We start from the raw sequence: 25888 nt of genomic DNA on the forward strand, positions 1-25888 counted from the left end.
ATGGCAAAGATTAGCAAGAAGCGCAAGGAAGCCCTTGCCAAGCACGACCTGACTGAAGTTCGGAACCTGCTGGATGCCGCCAAAGTAGTGAAGGACATCACCTACACCAAGTTTGACGCTTCAGTAGACATCGACGTTCGTCTGGGCGTTGACCCCCGCAAAGCCGACCAGATGGTGCGCGGCGTAGCCACGCTGCCCCACGGCACCGGCAAAACCGTCCGTGTACTGGCCCTGGTAACTCCTGACAAGGAAGCCGAAGCCACTGCCGCCGGCGCCGACTACGTTGGTTTGGACGATTACATCTCGAAAATCGAGAAGGGCTGGACCGACATCGACGTGATTATCACCATGCCATCGGTGATGGCGAAGGTGGGTCGTCTGGGTCGCGTACTCGGTCCTCGGGGTCTGATGCCGAACCCGAAGTCGGGCACGGTAACGACCGACGTAGCCAAGGCTGTGCAGGAAGTGAAGGCTGGTAAAATCGACTTCAAAGTCGACAAAACCGGCATCATTCACTGCTCGGTTGGTAAAGTGTCGTTCGACGAGCAGAAGCTGGCCGAAAACGCCATCGAGGTTATTCAGACGCTCCAGCGGCTGAAGCCTTCGTCAGCTAAAGGCACTTACATTAAGAGCATCACGCTGTCGAGCACGATGTCGCCCGCCGTTCCGGTTGACACGCAAGTAACTTCCGCTTAAGTTTTAATCAACACGACGATATGATCCGGGAAGAAAAACAAGCCCTCGTCGACGAGTTGAGCGAGAAGTTTCAATCGCACAACGCGTTCTACATTGCCGATGCGTCGGGAATGTCGGTGGCGAAAATCAACGAATTCCGTCGCCTGTGCTTCAACCGCGGCATGGAGTTTAAAGTGTACAAGAACACGTTCATCCGCAAGGCGCTCGATACCCTGGGTGGCGACACCACCGAGATGGACGCCGCCCTGAAAGGTCAGTCGGGCATTCTGTTCTCCAAGGAGTCGGGCAATGCTCCGGCCAAGCTGCTACAAGAGTTCTACAAATCCCAGGCGTACGGCAAAGGCGTAGAGCCTAAGCCTGCTCTGAAAGGAGCTTACGTGGATGCTGGCATCTATCTGGGCGCCAACCAGTTGGAGACCCTCAGCACGCTGAAAGGCAAAAACGAGCTTATCGGTGATGTTATCGGTCTGCTTCAGTCGCCCGCCAAGAACGTTATCTCCGCTCTGTCGAGCGGCGGCAGCAAGCTGGCTGGTATCCTCAAAACGCTTTCCGAAAAAGAAGAGGTTGCAGGCTAACCGCTGCTCATCTTTTTCACTTTCTTTTTTCAAAAATCAACCCTCTTTTAACAATCTACAGAAATGGCAGATTTGAATGCATTCGCCGAGCAGCTCGTTAGCCTGACGGTAAAAGAAGTAAACGAACTGGCTACCATCCTGAAAGAGCAGTATGGCATTGAGCCGGCTGCTGCCGCTCCCGTAATGGTATCGAGTGGCCCCGGCGCTGCTGCTGAGGCTCCCGAGGAGAAGACCTCGTTCGACGTAATCCTGAAGGCTGCCGGTGGCCAGAAATTGGCTGTTGTGAAACTGGTGAAAGACCTGACCGGCCTGGGTCTGAAAGAAGCCAAAGAACTGGTTGACGGTGCTCCTAAGCCCCTGAAAGAAGGTGTTGCTAAGGACGAAGCTGACTCGCTGAAGAAGCAACTGGAAGAAGCTGGCGCTGAAGTAGAAGTTAAGTAATTTCTGCTACCCGCTCAGAACACCAGCAAATAAGGAGAGGCCTGGCAACTAAGCCAGGTCTTTTCCTGTTTGTAGGCAACAAACTACTCGGAAGTTCGTTTGCGCGCCGCTTTGCGGCTTTTCGTGCCTACGGACGCTGGAAGCGCAAGGTTCTGCTTTGCGCTTTCGTGCGCCTCAACCTTCCTTTTGCTTCAGCTTACGGGCTTTGTCGGTAAGCTGAGTTGGATTCTCTCAGTATCCATTTCCTAACCCCACATACATTGGCTACACCGAAAGCACAGACCGGCCTGCAAAAACTGCAAGCCGCTGACGAGCGGATCAACTTCGCCAAGATTAAAAAGGTTATTGAGTACCCGGATTTCCTGGACGTGCAAGTACGCTCGTTCATGGATTTCTTCCAGTTGGAAACGGCTGCCGAGAACCGGACCGATGAGGGCCTTTTCAAAGTATTTGCCGAGAACTTTCCGATTTCAGACTCGCGCGAAAACTTTGTGCTGGAGTTCATCGACTACCACGTCGACCCGCCGAAGTACTCCGTGGACGAGTGCATCGACCGGGGTCTGACGTACTCGGTGCCGCTGAAAGCCAAGTTGCGCCTGATCTGTAACGATACGGACAACGAGGATTTCGAGACAATTGAGCAGGAAGTGTTCTTGGGCAACATTCCCTACATGACCGAAAAAGGCTCGTTTGTCATTAACGGGGCTGAGCGGGTAATTGTGTCGCAGCTGCACCGCTCGCCGGGCGTGTTCTTTGCCCAGAGCAAGCACACTAACGGCACCAAGCTGTATTCGGCCCGGATTATCCCGTTCAAAGGTTCGTGGATTGAATTTGCCACGGACGTGAACAACGTAATGTATGCCTACATCGACCGGAAAAAGAAATTCCCGGTTACCACGCTGCTGCGCGCCATCGGCTACGGCACCGACAAGGACATTTTGGACCTGTTCGGGCTGTCGGAAGAGTTGAAGGCTGACCGCAAGACGCTGAAGAAGGCAGTGGGCCGCAAGCTGGCTGCCCGTGTGCTGCGCACCTGGACCGAAGACTTCGTGGACGAGGATACCGGCGAAGTAGTATCTATCGACCGGAATGAGGTGCTGCTGGAGCGTGACTCGACTATTGAGGATGACGACATTGAAACCATCCTGAATGCCGGAGCGAAGTCGGTGATTCTGCACCGCGAGAACGTGAACATTGCGGACTACGCCATCATCTACAACACGCTGCAGAAGGACAACTCCAACTCGGAGAAGGAAGCCGTGGAGCAGATTTATCGTCAGCTCCGCAACACGGAGGCCCCCGACGAAGAGACGGCCCGCGACATCATCCAGAAGCTGTTTTTCTCGGATAAGCGCTACGACCTCGGCGACGTAGGCCGCTACCGTATTAATAAGAAGCTCGGTATTGACACGAACTGGGATGCCCGCGTGCTGACCAACGAGGACATTGTTCTCATCGTGAAATACCTCATTGGCTTGATCAACTCAAAGGCCATTGTCGATGACATTGACCACTTGAGCAACCGCCGCGTGCGCACGGTAGGGGAACAGCTTTACGCCCAATTTGGCGTGGGTCTGGCCCGGATGGCGCGTACCATTAAGGAGCGCATGAACGTGCGCGACAACGAGGACTTCAAGCCGGTTGACCTGATCAATGCCCGTACTCTGTCGTCGGTCATCAACTCGTTCTTCGGCACCAACCAGCTTTCGCAGTTCATGGACCAGACCAACCCACTGGCTGAGGTGACGCACAAGCGTCGCGTATCGGCGCTGGGGCCGGGCGGTCTGAGCCGCGAACGGGCCGGTTTCGAGGTACGTGACGTGCACTACACCCACTACGGCCGCCTGTGCACCATCGAAACGCCGGAAGGACCGAACATCGGGCTGATTTCGTCGTTGTGCGTGCACGCCCGGGTTAATTCGATGGGCTTTATCGAGACGCCGTACCGTACGGTGGAGAATGGTAAGGTTGACATCACGGAAAACGTGAAGTACCTGACTGCTGAGGAGGAAGACACCCACCACATTGCCCAGGCTAACGCCCGTATTGATGAGCAGGGCAACTTTGTGAACGAGCTGGTGAAAGGCCGTTTCGAGGGTGACTTCCCGGTGGTAGGCCCTACGGAGTACAGCTACATGGACGTGGCCCCGAACCAGATTGTGTCGGTGGCGGCTTCGCTGATTCCGTTCCTGGAGCACGATGACGCCAACCGCGCCCTGATGGGCTCGAACATGCAGCGCCAGGCTGTACCGCTGTTAAAGGCGGAAGCTCCCATCGTGGGCACTGGTCTGGAAGGTCGTGTAGCCATTGACTCGCGTACTTTGGTAGTAGCCGAAGGCGACGGGGTTATCGACTATGTGGACGCCAACAAGATTGTGGTGAAGTACGACCTGACCGAGGACGACATCCTCGTAAGCTTCGACGCTGAGAAGGTTTCGTACGACCTCATCAAGTTCCGCCGCACCAACCAGGATACCTGCATCAACCTGACGCCGCTGGTGAAAAAGGGCGAGCGGGTGACCAAAGGGCAGCCGCTATGCGAAGGCTACGGCACCAACCAAGGCGAGCTGGCTTTGGGCCGCAATATGCAGGTGGCCTTCATGCCGTGGCAGGGCTACAACTTCGAGGACGCCATCGTCATTTCGGAGCGGGTAGTGCGCGACGACATCTTCACTTCGATTCACATCGAGGAGTTTGAGCTGGAAGTGCGCGAAACCAAGCGCGGCGAAGAAGAGCTGACCTCGGAAATTCCGAACGTAAGCGAAGAAGCTGTGCGCAACCTCGACGATAACGGCATCATCCGTTTGGGGGCTGAGGTTCGGGAAGGCGACATCCTCATCGGTAAGATTACGCCGAAAGGTGAAACCGACCCAACCCCGGAAGAGAAGCTGCTCCGCGCCATCTTCGGCGACAAAGCCGGCGACGTGAAGGATGCCTCTCTCAAGGCGCCACCTTCGCTCAACGGCGTGGTTATCGGTACCAAGCTGTTCTCACGTCCGAAGAAAGACAAAAACCTGCGGGCTAAGTCGAAAAAGGAAGTGGAAGAGCTGAAGGAGTCGTATGCCCGCGAGCTGCGCGGCATTAAGGCCGTCATGATTGACAAGCTCGTGCAGCTGCTGGAAGGCAAAACTTCCCAGGGCGTGAAGCACAAGTTCGGCGATGAAATCGTGAGCAAGGGCGTGAAATTCGGCAAGAAGAACATTGCCGAAAACCTCTTTCCCGAGAAGAACCCTTACAAGGACGAGAGCAACTATGCCGTGCCCGAGGAAGTGAACATGTTCAAAGACCTCGTGCTGGAAGGCTGGACCGCCGACGCCAAAGTGAACGGCATGGTGCTGGAACTGGTGAAAAACTACACCAAGAAGCGCAACACCATCACGGCCCGCTTCAAGCGCGACCGGTTCACGCTGGAAGTTGGCGACGAGCTACCCGCCGGCATTGTACAGTTGGCCAAGGTGTACATCGCCAAGAAGCGGAAGCTGAAGGTAGGTGATAAGATGGCCGGCCGCCACGGTAACAAAGGCGTAGTAGCCCGCATCGTGCGCGACGAGGACATGCCCTTCCTGCCCGACGGCACCCCGATGGACATCGTGCTCAACCCGCTCGGTGTACCGAGCCGCATGAACATCGGTCAGATCTACGAAACCGTGCTGGGCTGGGCTGGCCTCAAGCTGGGCCGCAAGTATGCCACGCCGATTTTCGACGGTGCTACCGAAGAGGAAGTATCGAAGGAACTGGCTGAGGCTGGCTTGCCCCACTTCGGCCGCGCTTACCTGCACGATGGCCTAACCGGCGACCGGTTCGACCAGCCCGTGACTGTGGGCGTGATTTACATGCTTAAGCTGGGTCACTTAGTCGACGATAAGATGCACGCCCGTTCTATCGGTCCGTACTCGCTCATCACGCAGCAGCCGCTGGGTGGTAAGGCGCAGTTCGGTGGTCAGCGCTTCGGCGAGATGGAAGTGTGGGCATTGGAGGCCTTCGGTGCTTCCAACGTGCTGCAGGAAATCCTGACCGTAAAGTCGGACGACGTGGTGGGCCGCGCTAAAGCGTATGAAGCCATTGTAAAAGGTGACGTGTTGCCCAAGCCCAATATCCCCGAGTCGTTCAACGTACTCATCCACGAGCTACGCGGTCTGGCCCTGGAAATCACGCTTGACTAAGGTTTGAAGAAGGTGGCTGCTGGTGTCTTGGCTCCGGCAGCCACCTATTTGAGCGTTGAGAAATATGCGGTAAGTGTGGTTGCCAACGCCGTTCCGAGATAGGTCAGAATGGCATCAACCTCGGCAGCAACGAGCCGCAAACCGATTCAGATTCTGAATCAACCTATTACCTAGACCTGGCGGAAATCTACTGCGCGGCGTACCTGTCCGACCCGCAGAGCACTTTTCGCAGAGTCGAACTGTTACGTTCTTTCCGACCACGCTTAAGCGCGGCGGAACCAACCGACAGATAACAGCCAACAGCTAACAACAGCTACCCTACATGGCGTTTGCAAAAAACAAGAAACTGGTACAGGACTTCTCGAAAGTTACCATTTCGCTGGCCTCGCCCGAATCCATCCTGGAGCGGTCGAACGGGGAAGTGGTGAAGCCCGAGACGATTAACTACCGTACATACAAGCCCGAGATGGGCGGCCTGTTTTGCGAGCGGATCTTCGGTCCGGTGAAGGACTGGGAATGCCACTGCGGCAAATACAAGCGCATCCGCTATAAAGGCATCATCTGCGACCGGTGCGGCGTGGAGGTGACTGAGAAGAAAGTGCGTCGGGAGCGGATGGGCCACATCGAACTGGTGGTGCCCGTGGCGCACATCTGGTACTTCAAGTCCCTACCCAATAAAATCGGCTACCTGCTGGGCCTGCCCACCAAGAAGCTCGACCAGATTATCTATTACGAGCGGTACGTAGTTGTTCAGCCTGGTCTGCTGGCTGAAGAAGGCGTGCAGCAGCTCGATTTCCTGACCGAAGACGAGTACCTCGACATCATCGACAAGCTCCCGCGGGAGAATCAGATGCTGCCGAACGAGGACCCCAACAAGTTCATTGCCCGCATGGGCGCCGACGCGCTGCAACTCCTGCTGGAGCGCATCAACCTCGACGAGCTGAGCTACTCGCTGCGTGACTCCGCGGCCCACGAGACTTCGCAGCAGCGTAAAGCGGAGGCGTTGAAGCGTCTGCGTGTGGTGGAAGCCTTCCGCGACGCCGCTACCCGCATCGAGAACAAGCCCGAGTGGATGGTTATCCGCATGGTACCGGTGATTCCGCCGGAACTGCGTCCCCTTGTGCCCTTGGATGGTGGTCGTTTCGCTACCTCCGACCTGAACGACTTGTACCGCCGCGTTATCATCCGCAACAACCGCCTCAAGCGCCTGATTGAAATCAAAGCGCCGGAGGTGATTCTGCGCAACGAAAAGCGCATGTTGCAGGAGGCTGTGGATTCGCTATTCGACAACTCGCGCAAGGTGAATGCCGTGCGCGCCGAAGGCAACCGGGCCCTGAAGTCGCTGTCCGATATGCTGAAAGGCAAGCAGGGCCGCTTCCGCCAGAACCTGCTCGGTAAGCGTGTGGACTACTCGGGCCGTTCGGTTATCGTGGTAGGCCCCGAGCTGAAGCTGCATGAGTGCGGTCTGCCCAAGAACATGGCCGCCGAGCTGTTCAAGCCCTTCATCATCCGCAAGCTCATTGAGCGCGGCATTGTGAAGACGGTGAAGTCGGCCAAGAAGATTGTGGACCGCAAGGACGCCGTGGTGTGGGACATCCTGGAGAACGTGCTGAAAGGCCACCCGGTGCTCCTCAACCGTGCCCCTACGCTACACCGCTTGGGCATCCAGGCCTTCCAGCCCCGCCTCATCGAGGGTAAAGCTATTCAGCTGCACCCGTTGGTGTGTACCGCCTTCAACGCTGACTTTGACGGTGACCAGATGGCCGTGCACGTTCCTCTGGGGCCGGCTGCTATCCTGGAAGCCTCCATGCTCATGCTGGCTTCGCACAACATCCTGAACCCCGCCAACGGCGCGCCCATTGCGGTACCGTCGCAGGACATGGTGCTCGGGCTGTACTACGTGACCAAGGGCAAGCGCAGCACCGACGACGAGAAAGTGCTCGGCGAAGGCCGCATGTTCTACTCCGATGAGGAAGTAGTCATTGCCATCAACGAAGGCCAGCTGTCAAAGCACGCCTATATCAAGGTGCGGACGCAGGTGCGTGATGAAAACGATGAGCTGGTAACCAAAATCATCGAAACCGTAGCCGGCCGCGTGCTGTTCAACCAGCTTGTGCCCAAGGAAGTTGGTTTCGTGGATGAGCTGCTGACTAAGAAAAAGCTCCAGCAAATCATTTCGCTGGTGTTTAAGCGCACGGGTATGGCTCGCACTGCCCAGTTCCTCGACGACATTAAGACGCTGGGCTTCCAGTCGGCGTACAAAGGTGGTTTGTCGATGGGCCTAGGTGACATCAACATCCCGGCCGAAAAAGACAAGCTCATTGCCCAAGCGCAGGCCGACGTAGCTGCCGTAACGCAGAACTACCAGATGGGTCTGATTACGGACAATGAGCGGTACAACCAGGTTATCGACATCTGGACGCGCATCAACAACCAAATCACTGAAACCCTCATGGGTCGCCTCGAAAAGGAGAACCAGGGCTTCAACTCGATTTACATGATGATGCACTCCGGGGCCCGTGGTTCGCGGGAGCAGATTCGTCAGCTTGGCGGGATGCGGGGTCTGATGGCCAAGCCGCAGAAGTCGCTGCAAGGCTCGGTAGGTGAGATTATTGAAAACCCGATCTTGTCCAACTTCAAAGAAGGTCTGGACGTTATCGAGTACTTCATCTCGACCCACGGTGCCCGGAAAGGTCTGGCCGACACCGCATTGAAAACGGCCGACGCCGGCTACCTGACCCGCCGTCTGGTGGACGTGTCGCAGGACGTTATCGTAAACGAAAACGACTGTGGTACGCTGCGGGGCATCGAAACCTTCGCGTTGAAAGACAACGAGGACGTGGTAGAGCCACTGGCCGAGCGTATTCTGGGTCGCGTAGCGGTGCACGATATCATCGACCCGCTGACGGATGAGCTGATTCTGGCCGCTGGTTCGGAAATCACTGAGGACATCACCCGCCGCATCGACAACACGGCCATCGAGTCGGTAGAAATCCGCTCGGTGCTGACCTGCGAATCGAAGCGCGGCATTTGCGCCAAGTGTTACGGCCGCAACCTGTCGTCGGGCCGCATGGTGCAGAAGGGCGAGGCTGTCGGTGTAATTGCTGCTCAGTCCATCGGTGAACCCGGCACCCAGCTCACGCTGCGTACTTTCCACGTGGGTGGTACGGCCTCCAACATTGCCGTAGAAGCCAGCCTGAAAGCCAAGTTTGCGGGCGTTATCGAGTTTGAAGACATCCGGACCGTGGACACCGTGAATGCCGAAGGCGAGCCGGTGAAAGTGGTAATGGGCCGTTCGGGCGAGATTCGCATTGTGGAGAAAGGCACCGGCAAGGTGTTCATCTCCAACCACGTGCCCTATGGCTCGTTCCTGCTGGTTGACGAAGGTCAGGAAGTAGAGAAAGGCCAGGAGCTGAACAACTGGGACCCGTACAACGCCGTGATTCTGGCCGAGTTCGACGGCAGTGTGCAGTACGACGCCATCACGGAAGGCATCACCTACCGTGAAGAGTCGGACGAGCAGACGGGCCACCGCGAGAAGGTGATTATTGAATCCAAGGACAAGACGCAGAACCCGGCCATTATCGTGCGCCCCGGCAAGAAGGGCGACACCGAAGGCCAGAAAGCGTACAGCATCCCCGTAGGTTCGCACCTGAACGTGGAGAACGGCGAGAAAATCAAGGCTGGTCACATCCTGGCCAAGATTCCACGGGCCGTGGGCAAAACCCGCGACATTACCGGTGGTCTGCCCCGCGTTACGGAACTGTTCGAAGCCCGCAACCCCTCGAACCCGGCCGTTGTGTCGGAAATCGACGGTGTGGTAACCTACGGTACCGTAAAGCGTGGTAACCGCGAAATCTTCGTAGAGTCGAAAGACGGGGTGAAGAAGAAGTATATGGTGCCGCTGTCCAAGCACATTCTGGTGCAGGACAACGACTTTATCCGCGCCGGCATGCCGCTGTCGGATGGTGCCATTACACCTTCGGATATCCTGAGCATCCAGGGCCCCGGCGCCGTGCAGGAGTACCTCGTGAACGAGATTCAGGAAGTGTACCGCTTGCAGGGTGTGAAGATCAACGACAAGCACATTGAGGTGGTCGTGCGCCAGATGATGCAGAAAGTTGTAATTCTGGACGCCGGCGACACCAGCTTCCTGGAGCACCAAGTGGTGGATAAGATTTCCTTCATGGAGGAAAACGACACCATCATCGACATGAAGGTGGTGACCAACGCCGGTGACTCGACCAACCTGAAGCCCGGTCAGATTGTGACGGCTCGCCGCTTGCGCGACGAGAACAGCAGCCTGAGGCGTCGTGACCTCGCCCTGGTGGAAGTGCGTGACGCCCAGCCGGCCGTATCGCGGCCCACGCTGCAAGGTATCACGCAGGCGTCGCTGGGTACCCAGTCGTTCATCTCGGCCGCTTCCTTCCAGGAAACGACCAAAGTGCTTTCGGAAGCTGCCATCCGTGGCAAGGCCGACGAGCTGCTGGGCCTGAAAGAGAACGTAATCGTAGGTCACCTCATCCCGGCTGGTACCGGTCTGCGCGAGTACACGCGTCAGGTGGTCGGCTCGAAAGAGGAAATGGAAGCCGCTCAGGCTACTAAGACCGACGATGTAGCTGCTCCCGCCAAGCGCCCCGCCCGCGCCTCGCGCCGCGAGTCGGTGTCGGAGTAAGCTTGGAGTTAAGTGAATAAGAGAAGCCGACTGGAGAAATCCGGTCGGCTTTTTCTTTTTATAGGTAGCTTTATAAAGTGGTTATAGCCACATTTCACGTTTTCGTTTTGCTTTGACCATGCAGCAGCCAAATCAGCCTGACTCCAACGCCCCACAAGACCCCAACGCCATCAATATCGAGCTGTCGGAAGACATTGCTGAAGGCGAGTACGCCAACTTGGCGATGATTGCCCATAGCAACAGCGAGTTTGTCATTGACTTCATTCGGTTGATGCCCGGCTTGCCCAAAGCCAAGGTAAAGGCTCGTATCATCCTAACGCCTGAACACGCCAAGCGCCTTCAGGCTGCTCTGAGTGAGAATATCGAGCGGTACGAGCAATCCTTTGGCAACATCAAGCAGCAGCCTGATTCGCCGGGTTACCCGATGGGATTTGGTGGCGCAATGGGGGAGGCTTGAGCTAAACTGTCACTTAACGCAGAAGCGGCTTTTACTGAAAAGTAAGAGCCGCTTCTGCGTTAAGCAGCACAGGCAGCGGATGGAACTAGAACTTGCATTATGAAGGAAACCTTCAGCCCCAAACGGCAGGTAGAACTGCCAATAAGGAGATAGAAATTCACCAAGAAAGCGCAGTCTAGCACGTCTAAAACAAACTATTTCAACTCGTTTGCTATTTCAACCGCAAGTCTATACCTTTGCAAGCCTAATTTTTGGAGAGAACCCTCCTGGACAAACCATTCCGTAGATGCCTACCATCAACCAGTTAGTACGAAAAGGCCGCGAGAAGCTGACGACCAAGTCGAAGTCGCCGGCTCTTGACTCGTGCCCGCAGCGCCGTGGCGTTTGCACCCGGGTGTACACCACCACGCCCAAGAAGCCGAACTCGGCTATGCGTAAAGTAGCCCGTGTGCGCCTCACCAACGGTAAAGAAGTTAACGCTTACATTCCCGGTGAAGGCCACAACCTGCAGGAGCACAGCATCGTGCTGATCCGTGGTGGCCGCGTAAAGGACCTGCCCGGCGTGCGTTACCACATCATCCGGGGTGCTCTTGACACTGCCGGCGTAAACGGCCGTTTGCAGCGCCGCTCGAAGTACGGCGCCAAGCGTCCGAAGCCCGGCCAGCCGGCCGCAGCAGCTGGTAAAGGTGGCAAACCAGCACCCGGCAAGAAAAAGTAATTGAGAACGAGGGCGGCAGCGCCCGGCGCCGGCTAGCAAATGGTTCTTAGTCCGTTGCCTGCTGTCCGTCGCTCATTTCTATACCCATGAGAAAGTCTAAACCGAAGAAGCGCATCCTCCTGCCCGACCCCAAGTACAAGGAGACGCTGGTAACCCGTTTCGTCAACTACATGATGTACGACGGGAAGAAAAACCTGGCCTATACCATTTTCTACGATGCCTGCGAGCTGGTTGAGCAGCGCACCAAGGAAAGCGGCCTGGAAATGTGGCGCAAAGCCCTCAACAACGTAATGCCGACCGTGGAGGTAAAAAGCCGCCGCGTAGGTGGTGCTACCTTCCAGGTGCCCACCGAGGTTCGCCCGGACCGCCGCATTGCCGTTGGCTCGAAGTGGCTGATTCAGTACGCTCGTCGTCGTGGTGAGAAAACCATGAAGGACAAGCTAGCCGGCGAAATCATTGCCGCCGCTAAAGGGGAAGGTGCCGCCGTCAAGAAAAAGGACGACACGCACCGGATGGCCGAAGCCAACAAGGCCTTCTCGCACTTCCGATTCTAAACAGTTATTAGGGACTTGGGGACTTAGGGTCTTAGTTTTTTGTTAGCACGACAACTAAGACCTTAAGTCCCCAAGTCCCTAAGACCCTACCAAAGACATGGCTGTTAATCAAGAACTGAAATATCTCCGCAACATTGGGATTATGGCGCACATCGACGCCGGTAAGACCACGACGTCGGAGCGTATTCTGTATTACACTGGTAAAACCCACAAGATCGGGGAAGTGCACGAAGGTGCTGCCACGATGGACTGGATGGAGCAGGAGCAGGAGCGGGGTATTACCATTACCTCGGCCGCTACCACCACGCAGTGGAACTACCCCACAGAGCAGGGTGAGCCGACTTCCGAAACCAAAACCTACCGCATCAACCTGATCGATACTCCTGGTCACGTTGACTTCACGGTGGAAGTAGAACGTTCGCTGCGTGTACTCGACGGTGCCGTGGCACTGTTCTGCGCTGTATCGGGCGTAGAGCCCCAGTCAGAAACCGTATGGCGTCAGGCTGACAAGTACAAGGTGCCCCGCATCTGCTTCGTCAACAAGATGGACCGTGCCGGTGCCGACTTCTTCAAGGCCGTTACCGAAATCAAGGAAAAGCTCGGTGCTAACCCCGTGCCGCTGCAAATCCCGATTGGCGCCGAAGACACCTTCAAGGGTGTAGTCGACCTGCTGACCGGTAAGGCTATTGTGTGGGATGATGCCACCCAGGGCAAAACCTACAAGGAAGTCCCGGTTCCCGAAGACCTCGTGGAGACTGTACAGGAGTGGCGCGAAAAGCTCGTGGAAAGCGTAGCTGAGTACGACGACACCTTGATGGAGAAATTCTTCGAGGACCCGGACAGCATCACCCGCGAGGAAATGATGGACGTTATCCGCAAAGCGGTTATCGACATGAAGTTCTCGCCGGTAATGTGCGGCTCTGCTTTCAAAAACAAAGGTGTTCAGGCTATGCTGGACGCGGTAATGGCCTACCTGCCCTCGCCGCTCGACATGCCTGCCATTGTAGGTACCAACCCCGACACCGGTGCTGAGGAAGAGCGTCACCCCGACAACTCGGAGCCTTTCACCGCCCTGGCGTTCAAAATTGCCACCGACCCGTTCGTAGGCCGGCTGTGCTTCTTCCGCTGCTACAGCGGGGTGCTGGAGTCGGGCTCGTACGTACTCAACAACCGCACCGGCAAGAAGGAGCGTATCTCGCGCCTGATGCAGATGCACTCCAACAAGCAGAACCCCATCGACAAGATCCAGGCTGGTGACATTGCCGCCGGCGTGGGCTTCAAGGACATCAAGACCGGTGATACGCTGACGCAAGAAGGCAAGCCGCTGGTTCTGGAGTCGATGAGCTTCCCCGAGCCCGTAATCGGCTACGCTATTGAGCCGAAGACGCAGGCTGACGTGGACAAGATGGGTATGGCTATTGCCAAGCTCGTGGAAGAAGACCCAACCCTTGTGGTACAGACCGACCAGGAAACTGGCCAGACCGTACTGAAAGGTATGGGTGAGCTTCACCTCGAAATCATCATCGACCGGATGCGTCGGGAGTTCAAGGTAGAAATCAACCAGGGTGCTCCGCAGGTTGCCTACAAAGAGGTGCTGACCAAGAAAGTCGAGCACCGCGAAACCTACAAGAAGCAGACCGGTGGCCGTGGTAAGTTCGGTGACATCGTGTTCGAGCTGGGCCCGAAAGAAACCGAACCCGAGAAGCCCGGCCTGGAGTTCGTGAACGACATCACGGGTGGTGTTATCCCCCGCGAATTCATTGCTCCAGTGCAGAAAGGCTTTGAAGAAGCCATGAAGAACGGTCCGCTGGCCGGCTTCCCGGTTGATGGCATGAAAGTGCGTTTGTTCTTCGGTTCCTACCACGACGTAGACTCGGACGCTCTGTCGTTCGAACTGGCCGCCCGCGGTGGTTTCCGCGAAGCTGCTCGTCAGGCTGGTCCGAAACTGCTCGAGCCCATCATGGCTGTTGAAGTAGTGACGCCGGATGAGTATACGGGTTCGGTAACCGGTGACTTGAACCGTCGTCGGGGCATCATGAAAGGCATGGACACCAAAGGCGGTGCCAACGTGGTGAAGGCTGACGTTCCGCTGTCGGAACTGTTCGGCTACGTAACCTCGCTGCGTACCATCACCTCGGGTCGTGCTTCGGCTTCGCTGACCTTCTCGCACTACGACCAGGTGCCATCTAACCTCGCCGAAGGCATTATTGCTAAGCAAAAGGGCAACCCCGTTCGCTAATCCGCTTTCTCATTACAGACATGAACCAGAAGATTCGCATCAAACTGAAATCCTACGACCACAACCTTGTGGACAAGTCGTCGGAGAAGATTGTGAAGGCGGTGAAGGCTACGGGCGCCATCGTAAGTGGCCCCATTCCGCTGCCCACCGACAAGGAGAAGTTCACCGTGCTTCGTTCGCCCCACGTGAACAAGAAGAGCCGGGAGCAATTCCAGCTCTGCACCTACAAGCGCCTCGTGGACATCTACTCTACTTCGTCGAAGACGGTAGACGCCCTGATGAAGCTGGAGCTGCCGAGCGGCGTAGATGTGGAAATCAAAGTCTGAGGACTGATTTATCTACCACTATGTGAGCAACACCCTACTGGTTCTGCGGAGCCAGTAGGGTGTTTTCTTTTCCGGGCGTGCAACCTGTAACAAGGAGTATGGGCTCCGTGGGGCAGTATATTAGCTGCCACAAACTACGCCCGCCGTCCGTTTCATCTTCATGCCCGCTCTTCCTGGCTCCGTACTCACGCTACCTCGTTTGCTGCTTGCGGCTGCCTTCTTCTGCGGCTGCACTATTGCTGGGCTGTTCACCAGTTCCTTTTTTCGCATTCTGCCAAGCATTGGTATGGCTGGGCTGGTACTAACCTCACTGGTCTGCTACTGGCGCCACCGCGCCGCTTACCGGCGATGTAATGCAGTAGGGTACGGGAGTTTCTTGCTGGTATATGCCGTGCATGTGTTTTCAGGTCTGCTCCTGGATACCCTGAGCGAAGCCAAGTATAAGCAGGATGTAGTGCTACAGCTGCCGTTTCTGCTGCTGCCACTAGCCTTCTGGCTGCTACCGCCGCTACCCACCCGCTACTTACGCGGGCTGTGGATGTGGTTTATTGCTCTGACTGTGTGTGCCGCTGCCTACAGCACAGGCAACTATCTGTTGCACCAAGAAGAAATCAATGGGCTCTATTTGCAGTCGAAGGTGATGCCTACCGAGCCGGACCACATCCGCTTCAGCTTGATGGTGACCCTGGCTGTGGCAGTAGGCAGTATACTACTGGCGCATCGTGCGGTAGCCGAGCGCCTGCGGCCCTGGGTGCTCACGGCAACGCTGAGTTTGGCGCTTTTCCAGCATTTGCTGGCCGTGCGCAGCGGGTTGCTCACGCTCTACATTGTGGGCGGCGTGGCTGTGCTGTGGCTGGCAATCCGGCTACGCAGGTTTCGGCCGGCTGCCGGGCTGCTGAGCTTACTGCTACTGCTGCCCATTGTCGGTTACGTGTGTTTTCCTACGTTTCGCAACAAGTTTACCAACACACGGGAGGACATAGACCGGGTTGAGCACACTGCTTCGGCCAACAACTATTCCCTAGTTGGACGGGTGTACTCCTACCGAGTAGCCTACAAGGTTTTCGGCGACAATCCGTGGCTCGGTGTGGGTAAGGCCAACATGGAGGCAGAACTGGCCGCGCGCTATAAGCAGGATTTTCCCAACATCAACCCGCAAGCCTACATTCTGCCGCACAATCAATATCTGTACGCGGCTGTGGCGTTTGGTTTGGTAGGAGTACTGCTTTTTATGTTCGGGTTCTACTATGCTGGCGTCAGTATCTGGCCGGCGTACGCTCCTATTCTCGTGACGCAGTATCTCATCGTTACGTTGTCCTTTTTGGTGGAGTACACGGTAGAAACGCAGATTGGCATAGCCTTCTCCCTTTTCTTTCTGCTACTGGCGCTGGAAGGCAGCAAGCCCTCTGCTGCTGACGGCTGGCGCCCTCGTTAATACGGTTCTAAATCCGGGCCTGTAGTTCGTGATTGTACTTTTTCATAGCTCTGCCATAGAGCAGGATCGAGCCAGTAACCTATGGGAAAGTTGAAAGGAAGCTTGGAGCCGCCGCGAGGTTCAGGGAAAGTACCTGAGCATCAAGTGTACATAGCGGGAATAACCTAACTGCGTGATGCTGAAAATATTTTAGAACGTAGCTAGAATATACCTTAACTATTTCCTAGCTTTGCACTCCATTTCCGAAAACGCCACTCGGGCGTTTTCGCTGTGTCTTTTCTAAAACCCCAATCGAATGCCTGGCATCATCGGTAAAAAAATCGGTATGACAAGCCTCTTCACTCCGGACGGGAAGAACATTCCCTGCACGCTCATTGAGGCGGGTCCGTGCGTAGTGACGCAGGTAAAGACCGTCGAAACGGACGGCTATTCGGCCATCCAGCTCGGTTACGGCGAAAAAAAGGCGAAGAACACCACCAAAGCACTGGCTGGTCACTTTGCTAAAGCCGGAACCACCCCTAAGAAAAAACTCGTTGAGTTCCGCACCGACGAGGTAGCTAACTTCACCGCCGGCGCCACCATTGATGCTTCTTCCTTTGAAGAAGGCGAGTTCGTGGACGTAGTGGGCACCTCCAAGGGTAAGGGCTTCCAGGGCGTTGTAAAGCGCTATAACTTCGCCGGTGTGGGCGGCCAGACCCACGGCCAGCACAACCGCGGCCGTCACCCCGGTTCCATTGGTGCCTGCTCCTGGCCCTCGCGCGTGTTTAAGGGCATGCGCATGGGTGGCCGCATGGGCAACGACCGGGTGAAAGTGCAAAACCTGAAGGTAATGCGCGTGGTAGCCGACAGAAACCTGATTCTGGTGAGCGGCTCGGTTCCCGGTGCCAAGAACTCTTACGTGGTCCTGGAAAAATAACCCCCGAAGATGGAACTGTCAGTATATAACATCAAAGGCGAAGACACCGGCCGCAAGGTTACCCTGTCCGACGCCATCTTCGGCCTGGAGCCGAACGAGCACGTGATGTACCTCGACGTAAAGCAGTACCTAGCCAACCAGCGCCAGGGCACGCATAAGTCGAAACAGCGCAACGAAGTGCACGGCACCACCAAGAAGCTGAAAAAGCAAAAAGGCACGGGCGGTGCTCGCGCCGGCTCCATGAAGTCGCCCGTGTTCGTAGGCGGTGGCCGTGTATTTGGCCCCCAGCCCCGCGACTACGGCTTCAAGCTGAACAAAAAGACCAAGCGTCTGGCCCGTTTGTCGGCCCTGTCGAGCTTGGCCAAAGACGGCAAAGTGTCGGTAGTGGAAAACATTGCCCTGTCGGCTCCCCGTACCAAAGACTTCGCTGCCATTCTGGCTGGCCTCAAGCTGAATAACGGCAAGAAAACCTTGCTGGTAACCGGCTCGGTTGACAAGAACGTGGTGCTGTCGGCCCGCAACATTCAGAAAGTGAGCGTGGCTACTCCCGTAGCCCTGAACACCCACGATCTGCTGAACACCGACACCCTGCTGCTGTCGGAAGATGGGTTGAGCGCACTGGAACAACTCTATACCACTGCTGAGTAATGAGCATCCTGAAGAAACCCATCGTGACTGAAAAGGCCACGGGTCTGAACGAGAAAGGCCAATATGCTTTTGAAGTGGCCACTAAAGCCAATAAGGTTCAGATCAAGAAAGAGATTGAGCAGCTGTACGGCGTGACGGTTACGGGCATCAGCACCATCCGCACCATCGGTAAAGTAAAGTCGAAGTTCACGAAAGGTGGCGCCGTATCGGGCCGCCGTCCGCATGGCAAAAAAGCCATCGTGACCGTGAAGGAAGGCGACGTTATCGACTTCTACAGCGGCCTGTAGGCCAGCTTCCCGCCAAGACATTTTTCTTAAGCAAGAGTAATGGCACTCAAAAAACTAAGACCAACATCACCGGGTCAGCGCTTCCGCATCGCCCCGGCTTTCGACGAGATTACGACGTCGGAGCCGGAGAAGTCGCTGTTGGCACCCCTCAAAAACTCCGGTGGCCGTAACAACTCGGGCAAAATGTCCAACCGCTACATCGGCGGTGGACACAAAGCCAAGTACCGCATCATCGACTTCAAGCGCGACAAGGCCGTGGTGCCCGCCACGGTGAAGACGATTGAGTATGACCCCAACCGCACCGCCCGTATAGCCCTGCTGCAGTACGCTGACGGTGAAAAGCGCTACATCATTGCTCCCGCCGGCCTGGCCGTGGGTGCTACCGTAGTGTCGGGTACGGGTGTAGCTCCGGAAGTAGGTAATGCCCTTCCTCTGCGCGAAATTCCGCTGGGTACCATCGTGCATAACATCGAGCTGATGCCCGGTGGTGGTGCCGCCATGGCCCGCTCGGCTGGTACCTATGCGCAGCTGGTAGCTCGCGAAGACAAGTACGCCACCCTGAAGCTGCCCTCCGGCGAAATGCGCATGGTACTGGTTACCTGCATGGCCACGGTAGGCACCGTATCAAATGGCGACCACATGAATGTGCGTCTCGGCAAAGCTGGCCGCAACCGCTGGTTGGGCCGCCGTCCGCGCGTACGTGGTGTGGCCATGAACCCCGTTGACCACCCCATGGGCGGTGGTGAAGGCAAGTCGTCGGGTGGTCACCCGCGCAGCCGCAACGGTATCTTCTCGAAGGGCCAGAAGACGCGCAACAAGAATAAGTATTCCGAGAACCTGATCGTCAGCCGCAAAAACAAGAAGTAATCAATGGCACGTTCGCTAAAAAAAGGGCCGTACATTGACTTCCGGCTCGAGAAGAAAGTAACGGCAATGGATGAGTCCGGCAAGAAGTCGGTGGTGAAGACCTGGTCGCGCCGCTCGATGATTTCGCCCGACTTCGTTGGCCACACCTTCGCTGTGCACAACGGCAATAAGTTTATTCCGGTGTATGTAACGGAGAACATGGTAGGACACAAGCTCGGTGAGTTTGCTCCCACCCGCAACTTCCGTGGCCACATCGCCAAGAAAGATAAAGGCAAGCGCTAATCATGGAAGCAGTAGCTAAACTCCGGAACGTGCCCACCTCGCCGCGCAAGATGCGCCTGGTGGCCAACCTGGTACGTGGTCAGAAAGTGACCCGTGCACTGGGCCTGCTGAAATTCGAGGCTAACTCGGGCGCCGCCAAAATCGAGAAGCTGCTCTTGTCGGCCCTGGCCAACTGGCAGCAGAAAAACGAGGATGAGCGTATCGAAGACGCTAACCTCTACATCAAAGAGATTTTCGTGGACGAAGGCCGTATGCTGAAGCGCCTGCGCCCCGCCCCCCAGGGCCGTGGCCACCGCATCCGCAAGCGCAGCAACCACGTGACGCTGGTAATTGACTCGAAAGTAGAGCCGCTGGGTAGCAAAGCTGCCGCCAAGCAGGCCGCCGAGAGCAAGCCCTCCGCCGAAGTAGTAAACGAAGCTCCGAAACGGACTCGTCGCAGCTCGGCTAAGAAATCCAACGAAACCACGGCAGAAGCCACCGCATAAGCACTATGGGACAGAAAGTAAATCCGGTTGGCTTCCGTCTGGGCGTCATCAAAGGATGGGACTCGAACTGGTACGGCGGCAAGGACTTTGCCGACAAGCTGGTTGAGGACGAAAAAATCCGCAAATATATCAACGCTCGTATCCCGAAGGGTGGCATCAGCCGCATCGTGATTGAGCGCACACTGAAGCGTGTTACCATTACCATCAACACGGCTCGTCCGGGCGTGGTAATCGGTAAAGGTGGTCAGGAAGTTGATAAGATCAAGGACGAGCTGAAGCAGATCACCGGTAAAGACGTTCAGATCAACATCTTCGAGATTAAGCGTCCGGAACTCGACGCTAAACTGGTAGGCGAAAGTATTGCTCAGCAGCTACAGGCTCGTATCTCGTTCCGCCGGGCCATGAAGATGGCTATCCAGGCCGCCCTACGCGTTGGTGCCGAAGGCATCAAAATTCAGTGCGGTGGCCGTTTGGGCGGTGCTGAAATTGCTCGCTCCGAGCAGTACAAAGAAGGCCGTACGCCCCTGCACACCCTGCGCGCCGACATTGACTATGCCCTGTCGGAAGCTCAGACCGTGTATGGCAAAATCGGTATTAAAGTGTGGATCATGCGCGGTGAGGTGTTCGGTAAGCCCGACCTCTCGCCGAACCAGCAGCCTGCCGGCGGCCAGGGTGGCGAAACCCGTGAGCGGAACGACCGTGGCCCGCGCGGTGAGCGTGGTGGCGACCGGGGCGGTGACCGTGGCCCGCGCCGCGACCGGAATGACCGGGGTGGTGAAGGCCGTGGCGGCGACAACCGCGGTGGCCAGGGTGGCGGCGGACAGCGCCGGGGTGGTGGCCAAGGTGGCCAGAACCGCGGCGGCCAAGGTGGTGGTCCGCGTCGCTAGTCCATTTCTTTTCTCTCGAATTTCAATTCAAGATAACTCATGTTACAACCGAAAAGGACCAAGTATCGCAAGATGCAAAAGGGTCGCGTGCATGGCTTAGCCCACCGCGGCAGCTCCATTGACTTCGGTTCGTTCGCTATCAAGTCGCTGGAAACAGCATGGATTACGGCTCGTCAGATTGAAGCTGCCCGTATTGCCATGACCCGCGCTATGAAACGCGAAGGTCAAGTATGGATTCGCATCTTCCCTGATAAGCCTATCACGAAGAAGCCCGCTGAAGTACGGATGGGTAAGGGTAAAGGCTCGCCTGAGTATTGGGTAGCTATTGTGAAGCCCGGCACCATCATGTTCGAGTCAGATGGGGTGTCGCTGGAGGTGGCGCAGGAGTCGCTGCGGCTAGCAGCCCAGAAGCTGCCGGTGCGGACCTCGTTTGTTGTTCGTCGTGATTACGTAGAAAACAAGTAAGAAGATGAAGAACGCCGAAATCCGCGCCCTCTCCCTGGAGGACCTCAAGAAACAAATCAAAACCGAGCAATCCACCGGCCAGAACCTGCGCTTCGCGCACGCCATCTCGCCTCTGGAAAACCCCGCTCGTCTGAAGCAAGCCCGCAAAACTGTCGCCCGTCTGCTGACCGAGTTGAAGCGTCGCGAGAACGAGCAGGCTCTTAACACTGCTAACTAACGATGGCAAGCAACGAAGAACAGCAGCAGGCAACCACCGCCCCAGAGCGGAACCTGCGGAAAGAAATTATCGGGCGCGTTACCAGCAGCAAGATGGACAAATCCATCACGGTGGTGGTAGAAAGCAAAATCAAGCACCCGATCTACGGTAAGTTCGTTACCAAGTCGACCAAGTTCATGGCCCACGACGAGAACAACGAATGCGGCGAAGGCGATACGGTGCGCATCATGAGCACTCGCCCGCTAAGCAAAATGAAACGCTGGAGACTGGTAGAAATTCTGGAACGCGCCAAGTAAGATGATACAGCAAGAATCCCGTCTGACCGTCGCTGATAACAGCGGCGCCAAAGAAGTTCTCTGCATCCGTGTCCTCGGTGGCACGGGCAAGAAATACGCCAGCGTAGGCGACAAGATTGTAGTAGCCATCAAGTCGGCTATTCCTTCCGGTAACGCCAAGAAGGGCGCTGTATCGAAAGCAGTAGTGGTGCGCACGAAGAAGGAAGTACGTCGCAAAGACGGTTCCTACATTCGCTTCGATGACAACGCTGCCGTGCTGCTCAATAACAACGATGAGCCCCGCGGCACCCGCATCTTCGGTCCCGTGGCCCGCGAACTGCGCGAGAAGCAGTTCATGAAAATTGTTTCGCTGGCTCCTGAAGTTCTCTAAGCAATGGCAACGAAAACCAAAGAAGCGCCCGTTAAGCTGCACGTGAAAACCGGCGACACCGTTCTGGTGATTGCCGGCGACGAGAAAGGTAAGACCGGTGTTATCAAATCGGTGAACCGTTCGACGCAGCGTGTTATCGTGGAAGGCCTGAACCTGGTGACTAAGCACAACAAACCCAGTGCGAAGAATCCTCAGGGTGGCATCACCAAGATCGAGTCGCCGATTCACGTGAGCAACGTGAAGCGCGTTGAATCGACCAACGCCTAATTCGCTCTACGACTATGGCTCGACTGAAAGACAAGTATCAGAAAGAAGTAGTACCGGCGCTCCAGGAGAAATTCCAGTTCAAGAGCATCATGCAGGTACCGCGCATCACTAAGATCTGCATCAACCGCGGCATCGGAGCGGCAGTAGCCGACAAGAAGCTGGTGGATAACGGCGTAGACGAGCTGACCACCATCACTGGTCAGAAAGCTGTGCCGACCATTGCCAAACGTTCGGTGTCAAACTTCAAGCTGCGTGAAGGTATGCCCATCGGAGCCCGCGTTACCCTGCGTGGTGAGCGGATGTACGAGTTCCTGGACCGTCTGCTGACCGTGGCTCTGCCCCGCGTCCGCGACTTTAAAGGCATCAACGACAAAGGCTTCGATGGCCGCGGCAACTACACGCTGGGCATCAAAGAACAAATTATCTTCCCGGAAATCTCAATCGACAAGATTAAGTCGATTGCCGGTATGGACATCACCTTCGTAACGACCGCCGAAAACGATGAGCAGAGCTATGAGCTGCTCCGCGCCTTCGGTATGCCGTTCGCTAACGCCAAGAAACAAAACAATGGCTAAGGAATCCATCAAAGCTCGGGAGCGGAAGCGCATCGCTCTGGTAGCCCGTTACGCCGAGAAGCGTAAAGCTCTGAAAGCTGCCGGTGACCTGGAAGGTCTGGACAAGCTGCCCCGCAACTCGTCGCCCGTGCGCCTGCACAACCGCGACATGATTGACGGCCGTCCGCGTGGCTACATGCGCAAGTTCGGCATCAGCCGCGTGCGTTTCCGCGAAATGGCACTGGCCGGCAAAATCCCGGGCGTGACCAAGTCCAGCTGGTAAGCAGAAAGTATTCCCGAGCAGCTCAGCTGCAACTGGGATAGAATTTGGCAGGTTGCCGAGAGAAACCATTGGCCGAGCCCGAAAGCCGAGCCAAGTAGTCTTAACCGAAAATTTCGTCGCCTCTTTCCGTGGCGGCGAAATTTTCATATCTTTGCGGCTCCCTAAAAACGGGCGCTTCATTTTCACATCCGAATGAACACAGATCCAATTGCCGACTACCTGACCCGGGTGCGTAATGCCATTAAGGCTAGCCACCGGGTAGTAGAAATTCCGGCCAGCAACATCAAAAAGGAGATTACGAAGGTGCTCTACAAGAAGGGCTACATTCAGAGCTACCGGTTTGATGATGGCGCCGTGCAGGGCACGATTAAAATCGCGCTGAAGTATAATCCGGCTACCAAGAAGTCTGCTATCACGAAGCTGGAGCGTGTGAGCACGCCGGGTCTTCGCAAGTACGCTCACGTGGAAAATCTTCCGCGCGTTCTGAGCGGCCTGGGCATTGCTATTCTATCGACGTCGAAAGGCGTGATGACGGAGAAAGAGGCGAAAGCCGAGAACGTGGGCGGCGAAGTGCTGTGCTACGTCTACTAATCTGAAAAGAAACGAGACTATGTCACGCATTGGTAAACTGCCCATCAGCCTGCCCGCTAACGTGCAGGTGGAAGTGAGCAACGAAAACACCGTAACGGTAAAGGGCCCGAAAGGCACCTTGTCGCTACCGGTGGACCGCGATATTACGGTGGCCAAAGAAGACGGTCAGCTGGTAGTTACGCGTCCTACGGAGCAGAAGCGCCACAAAGCTATGCACGGTCTGTACCGTTCCTTGCTGAACAACTTGGTGAATGGGGTAAGCAACGGCTTTGAAGAAAAGCTGGAACTGGTAGGGGTAGGCTACAAAGCCGCTATGGCCGGTACTACGCTTGAACTGTCATTGGGTTACTCGCATAACATCTTCCTGGCGCTGCCCAAGGAAGTAACGGCTACCGCCGTAACCGAGAAAGGTAAAAACCCCATCGTTACGCTGACCAGCATTGACAAGCAGCTGCTGGGCCAAGTAGCCGCCAAGATTCGTTCGTTGCGCAAAGTTGAGCCTTACAAAGGCAAGGGCGTGCGCTTCGTGGGCGAGCAGATTCGTCGTAAGGCTGGTAAAACGGCTTCGAAATAATATCACACCATGGCTTTCGATAAAGCAACTAGAAGAAAACGGATCCAGCGCATCATCCGCACTAAGGTCGCTGGCACGTCCGAGCGTCCGCGCTTGTCGGTCTTTCGTAGCAACACGGGCATCTACGCCCAGATCATTGATGACACGAAAGGTCACACGCTGGCGTCTGCTTCCTCGAAGCACGTTTCGGTGGAAGGGGGCAACGGAGTCGCCCTCGCTGCCGCAGTCGGCAAAGAGCTTGCCACCCGTGCTCAGGAAAAAGGAATTTCGAAAGTGGTATTTGACCGTTCCGGTTACCTCTACCACGGCCGCGTAAAATCATTGGCAGAAGGAGCCCGCGAAGGCGGCCTCAATTTCTAAATCATCATGGCAGAATTTAACACCGGCAACCGTGGTGGTGGCAATGACCGTGGCGGCAACGACCGTCGAGGTGGTGGCAATGACCGTCGCGGCAACAACGACCGTAACAACGAGCAGCAGTCCCGCACCGGCGACTCTGACCTGAAAGAAAAGGTGGTTGCCATCAACCGCGTAGCCAAAGTAGTGAAAGGCGGTCGTCGCTTTAGCTTCTCGGCCATCGTGGTAGTAGGTGACGGCAACGGTACCGTAGGCTACGGCCTCGGCAAAGCCAACGAGGTGACCGACGCCATTGCCAAAGGCATTGACGACGCAAAGAAAAACCTGGTGAAAGTGCCGCTCTATAAGCACACGGTTCCCCACGTGATGGAAGGCAAGTATTCGGGTGGCTACGTGCTGGTACTGCCGGCCGCCGCTGGTACGGGCGTAATTGCCGGCGGTGCTATGCGCGCTGTGTTTGAAAGTGCTGGTATCAAAGACGTGCTGGCTAAGTCGAAAGGCTCGTCGAACCCCCACAACGTGGTAAAGGCTACCTTCGATGCGCTGCTGAAGATGCGTGACCCCATGCAGATTGCGCAGGCTCGCGGCATTACCCTCTCGCAAGTGTTTAACGGCTAAGAGCAGATGGCGCAGATCCAAATCAAACTCGTGAAGAGCGTTATCGACCGCCCCGAGCGGCAGAAGCGCACTGTGAAGGCCTTGGGCCTTGGCAAAATCGGCAGCAGTAAAGCTGTTGAAAACACCCCCCAGATTGCTGGTATGGTGAATGCCGTAAAGCATCTGTTGGAAGTAACCGAACTCTAGGAATCTCCCGAAAATGAATCTCAGCAATCTCAAACCGGCCGTTGGTTCTACTCGCAACGTGAAGCGTGTAGGTCGCGGTACAGGTTCCGGTCGCGGCGGCACGTCGACGCGCGGCCACAAAGGTGCCAAGTCCCGTTCGGGTTACTCCAAGAAGTCGGGCTTCGAAGGTGGCCAAATGCCCCTGCAGCGCCGGGTTCCGAAGTTCGGCTTTAAGAATGCGAACCGCATTGAATACAAAGCTGTTAACCTCGACGTGCTGACAAGCTTGACCGAGAATGGCGCCACGACGCTAGACGCCGCCTTCTTTGTTAATGCTGGTTTGGCTTCGAAGAATGCCAAGATTAAAGTGCTAGGCCGCGGTGAAATCACCAAGGCGCTGGAAGTACACGCTCATGCTTTCTCCAAGTCGGCCGTTGAGGCCATTGAGAAGGCTGGGGGTAAAGCTGTGACGCTGTAAGC

General features: G+C 56.2%; 30 protein-coding genes and 1 pseudogene. All 31 read left to right on the forward strand.

Annotated features, from left to right (window positions below; translation table 11 throughout):
• The 31 genes and pseudogenes from rplA to rplO all read left to right on the forward strand — a co-directional run bounded on the left by rplA (position 1) and on the right by rplO (position 25886).
• Positions 1–696: a 50S ribosomal protein L1 gene (rplA, locus tag OIS53_RS18005; RefSeq protein ID WP_264679960.1), complete on the forward strand. Its 696-nt coding sequence runs from the start codon at positions 1–3 to the stop codon at positions 694–696.
• A gap of 20 nt (positions 697–716) precedes the next feature.
• A complete protein-coding gene (rplJ, locus tag OIS53_RS18010; RefSeq protein ID WP_264679961.1) occupies positions 717–1271 on the forward strand; it encodes a 50S ribosomal protein L10 in 555 nt (184 codons plus the stop codon).
• 63 nt (positions 1272–1334) lie between these two features.
• Positions 1335–1712 carry a 50S ribosomal protein L7/L12 gene (gene rplL / locus OIS53_RS18015; RefSeq protein WP_264679962.1) on the forward strand — a complete coding sequence of 126 codons (378 nt, stop codon included), beginning with the start codon at positions 1335–1337 and terminating at the stop codon, positions 1710–1712.
• Positions 1713–2008: 296 nt separating this feature from the next.
• The gene (rpoB, locus tag OIS53_RS18020; protein WP_264682394.1) at positions 2009–5875 is read left to right on the forward strand and encodes a DNA-directed RNA polymerase subunit beta; all 3867 of its coding nucleotides are present in this window, start codon (positions 2009–2011) and stop codon (positions 5873–5875) included.
• A 322-nt stretch (positions 5876–6197) separates the two neighbouring features.
• Entirely contained in the window at positions 6198–10550 is a 4353-nt protein-coding gene (gene rpoC / locus OIS53_RS18025) for a DNA-directed RNA polymerase subunit beta' (RefSeq protein WP_264679963.1), read from the forward strand.
• 118 nt (positions 10551–10668) lie between these two features.
• Positions 10669–11007 (forward strand): DUF3467 domain-containing protein, encoded by a 339-nt coding sequence (locus OIS53_RS18030; RefSeq protein ID WP_264679964.1) that lies wholly within the window; start codon positions 10669–10671, stop codon positions 11005–11007.
• 286 nt (positions 11008–11293) lie between these two features.
• Positions 11294–11725, forward strand: coding sequence for a 30S ribosomal protein S12 (rpsL, locus tag OIS53_RS18035; protein ID WP_264679965.1), 432 nt, complete (start codon positions 11294–11296; stop codon positions 11723–11725).
• Positions 11726–11811: 86 nt separating this feature from the next.
• A complete protein-coding gene (gene rpsG / locus OIS53_RS18040; RefSeq protein ID WP_264679966.1) occupies positions 11812–12279 on the forward strand; it encodes a 30S ribosomal protein S7 in 468 nt (155 codons plus the stop codon).
• Between the two features lie 97 nt (positions 12280–12376).
• The gene (gene fusA / locus OIS53_RS18045; RefSeq protein ID WP_264679967.1) at positions 12377–14518 is read left to right on the forward strand and encodes an elongation factor G; all 2142 of its coding nucleotides are present in this window, start codon (positions 12377–12379) and stop codon (positions 14516–14518) included.
• Positions 14519–14538: 20 nt separating this feature from the next.
• Entirely contained in the window at positions 14539–14844 is a 306-nt protein-coding gene (rpsJ, locus tag OIS53_RS18050; RefSeq protein ID WP_022822123.1) for a 30S ribosomal protein S10, read from the forward strand.
• 160 nt (positions 14845–15004) lie between these two features.
• Positions 15005–16279 carry an O-antigen ligase family protein gene (locus OIS53_RS18055; RefSeq protein ID WP_264679968.1) on the forward strand — a complete coding sequence of 425 codons (1275 nt, stop codon included), beginning with the start codon at positions 15005–15007 and terminating at the stop codon, positions 16277–16279.
• Positions 16280–16574: 295 nt separating this feature from the next.
• Complete coding sequence (gene rplC, locus OIS53_RS18060) at positions 16575–17195, forward strand: 50S ribosomal protein L3 (protein WP_264679969.1); 621 nt, start codon at positions 16575–16577, stop codon at positions 17193–17195.
• Between the two features lie 9 nt (positions 17196–17204).
• Positions 17205–17843, forward strand: a complete 639-nt coding sequence (rplD, locus tag OIS53_RS18065; RefSeq protein ID WP_264679970.1) for a 50S ribosomal protein L4 — start codon at positions 17205–17207, stop codon at positions 17841–17843.
• Positions 17843–18130 carry a 50S ribosomal protein L23 gene (gene rplW / locus OIS53_RS18070; RefSeq protein WP_264679971.1) on the forward strand — a complete coding sequence of 96 codons (288 nt, stop codon included), beginning with the start codon at positions 17843–17845 and terminating at the stop codon, positions 18128–18130. Before rplD ends, rplW begins: the two co-directional genes overlap by 1 nt.
• A 39-nt stretch (positions 18131–18169) precedes the next feature.
• Positions 18170–18997 carry a 50S ribosomal protein L2 gene (gene rplB / locus OIS53_RS18075; RefSeq protein ID WP_264679972.1) on the forward strand — a complete coding sequence of 276 codons (828 nt, stop codon included), beginning with the start codon at positions 18170–18172 and terminating at the stop codon, positions 18995–18997.
• Positions 18998–19000: 3 nt separating this feature from the next.
• Positions 19001–19279 carry a 30S ribosomal protein S19 gene (rpsS, locus tag OIS53_RS18080; protein WP_044003251.1) on the forward strand — a complete coding sequence of 93 codons (279 nt, stop codon included), beginning with the start codon at positions 19001–19003 and terminating at the stop codon, positions 19277–19279.
• A gap of 2 nt (positions 19280–19281) precedes the next feature.
• Entirely contained in the window at positions 19282–19764 is a 483-nt protein-coding gene (rplV, locus tag OIS53_RS18085; RefSeq protein WP_264679973.1) for a 50S ribosomal protein L22, read from the forward strand.
• A gap of 5 nt (positions 19765–19769) precedes the next feature.
• Positions 19770–20651 (forward strand): 30S ribosomal protein S3, encoded by an 882-nt coding sequence (gene rpsC / locus OIS53_RS18090; protein ID WP_264679974.1) that lies wholly within the window; start codon positions 19770–19772, stop codon positions 20649–20651.
• Positions 20652–20690: 39 nt separating this feature from the next.
• The gene (gene rplP / locus OIS53_RS18095) at positions 20691–21116 is read left to right on the forward strand and encodes a 50S ribosomal protein L16 (protein WP_264679975.1); all 426 of its coding nucleotides are present in this window, start codon (positions 20691–20693) and stop codon (positions 21114–21116) included.
• A gap of 4 nt (positions 21117–21120) precedes the next feature.
• Positions 21121–21333 (forward strand): 50S ribosomal protein L29, encoded by a 213-nt coding sequence (gene rpmC, locus OIS53_RS18100; protein WP_264679976.1) that lies wholly within the window; start codon positions 21121–21123, stop codon positions 21331–21333.
• 2 nt (positions 21334–21335) lie between these two features.
• Positions 21336–21629, forward strand: coding sequence for a 30S ribosomal protein S17 (rpsQ, locus tag OIS53_RS18105; RefSeq protein ID WP_264679977.1), 294 nt, complete (start codon positions 21336–21338; stop codon positions 21627–21629).
• Position 21630: 1 nt separating this feature from the next.
• Positions 21631–21999 carry a 50S ribosomal protein L14 gene (gene rplN, locus OIS53_RS18110; RefSeq protein WP_110976717.1) on the forward strand — a complete coding sequence of 123 codons (369 nt, stop codon included), beginning with the start codon at positions 21631–21633 and terminating at the stop codon, positions 21997–21999.
• A 3-nt stretch (positions 22000–22002) separates the two neighbouring features.
• Positions 22003–22251, forward strand: a pseudogene (gene rplX, locus OIS53_RS18115) (50S ribosomal protein L24); the annotation flags it as partial.
• A 29-nt stretch (positions 22252–22280) separates the two neighbouring features.
• Positions 22281–22841, forward strand: coding sequence for a 50S ribosomal protein L5 (gene rplE, locus OIS53_RS18120; protein WP_264679979.1), 561 nt, complete (start codon positions 22281–22283; stop codon positions 22839–22841).
• On the forward strand, positions 22834–23103 hold the full coding sequence (gene rpsN / locus OIS53_RS18125) for a 30S ribosomal protein S14 (protein ID WP_264679980.1): 270 nt from the start codon (positions 22834–22836) through the stop codon (positions 23101–23103). Before rplE ends, rpsN begins: the two co-directional genes overlap by 8 nt.
• Positions 23104–23295: 192 nt before the next feature.
• Positions 23296–23694: a 30S ribosomal protein S8 gene (gene rpsH, locus OIS53_RS18130; RefSeq protein ID WP_264679981.1), complete on the forward strand. Its 399-nt coding sequence runs from the start codon at positions 23296–23298 to the stop codon at positions 23692–23694.
• A gap of 19 nt (positions 23695–23713) precedes the next feature.
• Complete coding sequence (gene rplF, locus OIS53_RS18135) at positions 23714–24268, forward strand: 50S ribosomal protein L6 (RefSeq protein ID WP_264679982.1); 555 nt, start codon at positions 23714–23716, stop codon at positions 24266–24268.
• Between the two features lie 9 nt (positions 24269–24277).
• On the forward strand, positions 24278–24628 hold the full coding sequence (gene rplR, locus OIS53_RS18140) for a 50S ribosomal protein L18 (protein WP_264679983.1): 351 nt from the start codon (positions 24278–24280) through the stop codon (positions 24626–24628).
• 6 nt (positions 24629–24634) lie between these two features.
• A complete protein-coding gene (gene rpsE, locus OIS53_RS18145; RefSeq protein ID WP_264679984.1) occupies positions 24635–25243 on the forward strand; it encodes a 30S ribosomal protein S5 in 609 nt (202 codons plus the stop codon).
• 6 nt (positions 25244–25249) lie between these two features.
• Positions 25250–25429 (forward strand): 50S ribosomal protein L30, encoded by a 180-nt coding sequence (rpmD, locus tag OIS53_RS18150; RefSeq protein WP_264679985.1) that lies wholly within the window; start codon positions 25250–25252, stop codon positions 25427–25429.
• A gap of 13 nt (positions 25430–25442) precedes the next feature.
• Positions 25443–25886: a 50S ribosomal protein L15 gene (rplO, locus tag OIS53_RS18155; protein ID WP_264679986.1), complete on the forward strand. Its 444-nt coding sequence runs from the start codon at positions 25443–25445 to the stop codon at positions 25884–25886.
• Positions 25887–25888 lie beyond the last annotated feature (2 nt).

This window comes from Hymenobacter sp. YIM 151500-1 (genome assembly GCF_025979885.1).
Lineage (GTDB): Bacteria > Bacteroidota > Bacteroidia > Cytophagales > Hymenobacteraceae > Hymenobacter.